The 5,609-nt window shown below is 76.5% G+C and carries 1 protein-coding gene and 1 pseudogene; both read left to right on the forward strand.

Going from position 1 to position 5,609, the window contains the following annotated elements; translation table 11 throughout:
* A partial coding sequence (locus IF43_RS0135085; protein ID WP_037891435.1) for a type I polyketide synthase occupies nt 1-3,666 on the forward strand: 3,666 nt, incomplete at its 5' end.
* Nucleotides 3,667-3,813: 147 nt separating this feature from the next.
* Nucleotides 3,814-5,609, forward strand: a pseudogene (locus IF43_RS37355) (type I polyketide synthase); the annotation flags it as partial.

The following is a 5,609-nucleotide window of genomic DNA, read 5'->3' on the forward strand; positions in this document are numbered from 1 at the left end:
GACGACTTCCGTGAGGTGGTGGCGGGGCTGTCGTTCGCCGCGCCGCGGATCCCGGTCGTGTCCTGCCTGACCGGTGCCGTGGTCACGGACGAGATGGCTGCGGCGGAGTTCTGGGTGCGGCACGTCCGGGAAGCCGTCCGGTTCCTGGACGGCATGCGGGCCCTGGAGGCCGCGGGCGTGACGGCGTACCTCGAACTCGGCCCCGACGGCGTGCTCTCCGCCCTCGGCCAGGAGTGCCTGACGGGCGACGCGGCCGGCGCCGCCGTCCTCGTACCCGTCCTCCGCAAGGACCGACCCGAGGCCGAGGCCCTCGTCACCGCCCTCGCCCGGGCCCACGTCCACGGCGTGACCGTGGACTGGTCGGCGTACTTCGGCGGCACGGGCACCGGGGCCGGGACCGGAAGCGGGGCCGGCGCCCGCCGGGTGGACCTGCCCACCTACCCGTTCCAGCGGGAGCGGTACTGGGTCGACGCCTTCGCCGCGCCCGAGGACGCCGCCTCCCTCGGCCTCGACACGGCAGGGCACCCGCTGCTCGGCGCCGCCGTCGAACTCCCCGGGACCGGCGGGTTCCTGTTCACCGGCCGGATCTCCCGCCGGACGCACCCCTGGCTGGCCGACCAGGTGGTGGCCGACACCGCGGTCGTGCCCGGAGCGGCCCTCGTCGAGCTCGCGCTGCGGGCCGGGGACGCGACCGGTTGCGGATACCTGGAGGAGCTGACCGCCGACGAGCCGATCGTCCTTCCGGAGGCGGGGTCCGTGCAGCTGCGGATCACCGTGGGAGGGGCCGACGGCGCCGGCCGCCGCGCGGTGGACGTCCACGGCCGTACGGAGACCGGCGACGGAGACGGGCTTTACGACGGGGCCTGGACCCGGCACGCCACCGGGTTCCTCACCGAGACCCCGGCTGCGGACCCGGACGTGGACCCGGCTGCGGACCCGGCCGCGTCCGCGGACGGGACCTGCGGCACCGGCCGGACCGGCGACGCCGCGTCCTGGCCGCCCGCCGGCGCCGACGAGGTCGCCGTGGAGGCGGTCCGCGACCGGCTCGCCGCCGCGGGGCTCTGCCACGGGCCCGCCCTGCGGACCCTGACCCGGGTCTGGACCCGGGGCGAGGAGGTGTTCGCGGAGGCCCGGCTGTCCGACGAACTGAGCTCCTCGGCCGCCCGGTTCGCCGTGCACCCGGCCCTGCTGGACACCGCCGTGCAGGCGCTCGCCGCGGCCACGGCCGACGGCGCCACCGCCGCCCGCGAGGCCGCCGCGTGGGGCGGGGTGGCCGTGTACGCGGTCGGCGCCGACGCCCTGCGGCTGCGGATCTCCGCCCCCGACGGCACCGGGACGGTGTCCGTCGACCTGGCCGACGAGCAGGGCGCGCCCGTCGCGTCCGTCAGGGCCCTCACGACCCGGGCGCTCGACGCCCAGCGGTTCGCCTCGGCCCCGGACCCCGTCCCGCGGAACGGACTGTTCCGCCTCGACTGGGTGCGCACGACGGCACCGGCGCGCCCCACCACCGGGACCCTCGTGGTCGTCGGCGACACCTCGGGCACCACGGCGCACTCCCACCTCGCCGAGGTCCTGGGCCGCGCGGGGACCGCCGCCACCGCGTACGAGGGCCTCGACGCGCTGGACGCGGCCCTCGCGGCCGGCCGGCAGCCGATGCCCGACACGGTGGTCGTGCCGTTCATGGCCGCGCCCCCCGCCGCACCGCCCACGACCGCTGCCGCCGTCGGCACGGGCACCGGGTCCGCGGGCCCGGACGCCGACCGCCTGGCGCAGGACGCCCGGGAGGCCGCGCACCGGGTGCTCGAGACCGTGCAGGCATGGCTGGACAACGGCCGCTTCGCCGGCGCCCGCCTGGCCGTCGTCACCCGCGGCGCGGTGGCCGCGCACCGGGACACCGAGGCGGGCGACCTCGCCCGCACCCCGGTGTGGGGCCTGCTGCGGGCCGCCCGGACGGAGCACCCGGACCGGTTCGTGCTCGTCGACCTCGACGGGAGCGACGCCTCCGGCCGGGCCCTGCCCGGTGCGCTCGGGTCCGCCGAGCCGGAACTGGCCGTACGCGGCGGTGTCCTGTACGCACCGCGCCTGGCCCGGGTGGAATCGCCGGCGACGGCGACGGCGACGGCGGCAGTGACGGCAGCGGCAACGGCGGCCACAGCGCCGACGGAGGCGAAGGCCGCTGGTACAGCCACGGCCACGGCCACGGCTACGGCTACGGCCATGGCGACGGCCACCCGCACCCCGGCCCGACGCATCGCCGCGGACGGCACGGTCCTCGTCACCGGCGCCGGCGGCGGACTCGCCGGCCTCCTCGCCCGCCACCTGGTCACCGAGCACGGCGCACGCCACCTGCTGCTCACCGGCCGCCGGGGCGCCGACACCGGCACAGCCCCCGAACTCACCGCCGAACTCACGGCGTTGGGCGCGAAGGTCACGTGGGCGGCCTGCGACGTGGCCGACCGGGACGCACTGGCCGCGCTCCTGCGGTCCGTACCGGCCGAGCACCCGCTGACGGCGGTCGTGCACACCGCGGCCGTGCTCGACGACGGCGTCGTCGACCTGCTCACCCCCGAGCGCGTCGACCGGGTCATGCGGCCCAAGGTGGACGGGGCGCTGCACCTGCACGAGCTCACCCGGCACCTCGACCTCGCGGCGTTCGTCCTGTTCTCGGCCGCCGCCGGCACCCTCGGCTCCGCCGGCCAGGCCAACTACGCCGCGGCGAACGTGTTCCTCGACGGCCTCGCCCGGCACCGACGGGCCCACGGCCTGCCCGCGCTGTCCCTGGTGTGGGGCATGTGGGCCGAGGAGCGCGGCATGGCGGGCCGGCTCACCGCTCCGGAGCGGGAGCGCGCCGCACGAGGCGGGGTCGCCCCGCTGTCGGCGGCGGAGGGCCTGGCGCTCTTCGACGCCGCCCTGGCCGCGGACGACGAGCCGGTCCTGCTGCCCCTCGGCCTCGACCTGCCCACCCTGCGGGCCCGGGCCGCGGACGGCGGACTCCTGCCGGTCTTCCGCGGTCTGGTGCGGACCCCCGTCCGGCACGCGCGGGCCGCGGCCACGGCCGCGCCCCGCGCGGACCGGGCGGAGGGCACGGCCGGGGCGGACGCCTCCGGGACCGGCGCCCGGACGCTCGCCGAGCGGCTCGCGGCCCTCCCGGCGGCCGACCGGGAGCGGACCGTGGTGGACCTGGTGCGCGGCCAGGTGGCAGCCGTCCTCGGCCACCGGTCGGCCGAGGTCATCGGTGAGGAGCAGGCGTTCAAGGAGCTCGGCTTCGACTCGCTGACCGCCGTCGAGCTGCGCAACCGGCTCGGGGCGGCCGCGGGCCTGCGACTGCCCGCCACCCTGATCTACGACTACCCGACCCCGGCCGACCTCGCCCGGTACCTGCTGGACGAGGTCGCCCCGGACGGGACGGCGGAGCGCCGGCCCTCCGTACTCGAGGAACTCGACCGGCTGGAGAGCACCTTCGCCGCGCTGGACCCGGCCGACCTGGACGGGGCGGCCGGGGACGACGCCGCGCACGCCCGCGTCGCCGTACGCCTCCAGGCGCTGCTCGCCCGGTGGAACGACGTCCGCCGGACGGACGGGGCGGCGACCGCCGCCGACGAGATCGAGGACGCGAGCGACGACGAGCTGTTCGCGCTCATCGACAAGAAGTTCGGCCAGGGCTGAACCCCACCCACCCCCAGGCCGTACCGCCGGAACCCCTGTTCCGGCGGTACGGCCCCCGCCCCGCCGGATTTCCCCCCATATCCTCGGGTGCCCTCCGAGGTTCCCGAACTCCTCTGAATTCCCCTGAGTCCCTCCACGGTCTCGACCATGCGAATAGGTGAAGCCCCAGTGGCGAACGAAGCAAAGCTCCGCGAATACCTCAAGAAGGTCACGACGGATCTCGATGAGGCGTACGGACGCCTGCGGGACATCGAAAGCCAGGCGCACGAGCCCATCGCCATCACGGCAATGAGCTGCCGCTTCCCCGGGGGCGTCGCAACCCCCGAGGCGCTCTGGGAACTCCTCGCCTCCGGCGGCGACGCCCTCACCGCATTCCCCACCGACCGCGGCTGGGACCTGGACCGCCTCTTCTCGGACGACCCCGACGAGCAGGGCACCTCGACCACCCGTGAGGGCGGCTTCCTCCGAGGTGCCTCCGCGTTCGACGCGGACTTCTTCGGGATCTCCCCCCGCGAGGCCATGGCCATGGACCCGCAGCAGCGGCTGCTGCTGGAGACGTCCTGGGAGGCGTTCGAGCGGGCCGGCATCGACCCGGGCGGACTGCGCGGCAGCCGGTGCGGCGTGTTCGTCGGCATGAACGGCTCGGACTACCTGACCCCGCTGCTCGAGGCGGCCGAGGACTACGCGGGCCACCTCGGCACCGGCAACGCCTCCAGCGTCCTGTCCGGCCGACTCTCCTACACGTTCGGGCTGGAGGGGCCGGCCGTCACGGTCGACACCGCCTGCTCGGCCTCGCTGGTCGCGCTGCACCTGGCGGCGCAGGCACTGCGCGCGGGGGAGTGCACGCTGGCCGTCGCGGGCGGCGTGCACGTGATGTCCACCCCCGGCCTCTTCGTCGAGTTCAGCAAGCAGCGCGGGCTGTCCGCGGACGGCCGGTGCAAGGCGTTCGCCGCCGGAGCCGACGGCTTCGGCCCCGCCGAGGGCGTGGGCCTGCTGCTGCTCGAACGCCTCTCCGACGCGCGCCGGAACGGCCGCCCGGTCCTGGCCCTGATCCGCGGCTCCGCCGTCAACCAGGACGGTGCCTCCAACGGCCTCACCGCCCCCAACGGGCCCTCCCAGCAGCGCGTCATCCGCCAGGCCCTCGCCAACGCCCGGCTCTCCGCCGACCAGGTCGACGCCGTCGAGGCGCATGGTACGGGGACCTCGCTCGGCGACCCCATCGAGGCGCAGGCCGTCCTGGCCACGTACGGGCAGGACCGCCCGGCGGACCGGCCGCTGCTGCTGGGGTCGGTCAAGTCGAACATCCCCTGCTCGAGCAGCCCACGCCGTGGCCCGGGACGTCCCGTCCGCGCCGTGCGGGTGTGTCGTCGTTCGGGTTCAGCGGGACGAACGCGCACGTGATCGTGGAACAGGCACCGGAGCAGGCCCTGGAAGGGGCCGCGGGAGAAGACCCCGGAGACGTCGTGGGGGCGGAGACCCCCGCCGGTGCCGAGGCGCACGCCGCGGTGCCGGGGACGGTGGTGCCGTGGGTCCTGTCGGGCCGCACCGCCGCCGCACTGCGGGCCCAGGCCGAGCGGCTCGCGGACCGCGTGGCCGGTGATCCGACGGTGGAGCCGGTGGACGTGGGCTGGTCGCTGGCGGTCACCCGCGCCGCGCTGGAGCACCGGGCCGTGGTCTTCGGCGACCACCGCGCCGGGGTCGCCGCGGTGGCGTCGGGGAGCCTGGCCGCGGGTGTGGTGTCCGGCTCGGTGGTCGGCGGGAAGACGGCGTTCGTGTTCCCGGGGCAGGGTTCGCAGTGGGTCGGCATGGCGGCGGGGCTGCTCGATTCCTCCCCGGTGTTCGCCGCCCGGGTGGATGAGTGTGCGAAGGCCCTGGAGCCCTTCACCGACTGGTCGTTGGTGGACGTGCTCCGGGGTGTTGACGCTGCGCCGTCGCTGGAGCGG

Source organism: Streptomyces sp. NRRL S-87 (assembly GCF_000719335.1).
Taxonomy (GTDB): Bacteria; Actinomycetota; Actinomycetes; order Streptomycetales; family Streptomycetaceae; genus Streptomyces.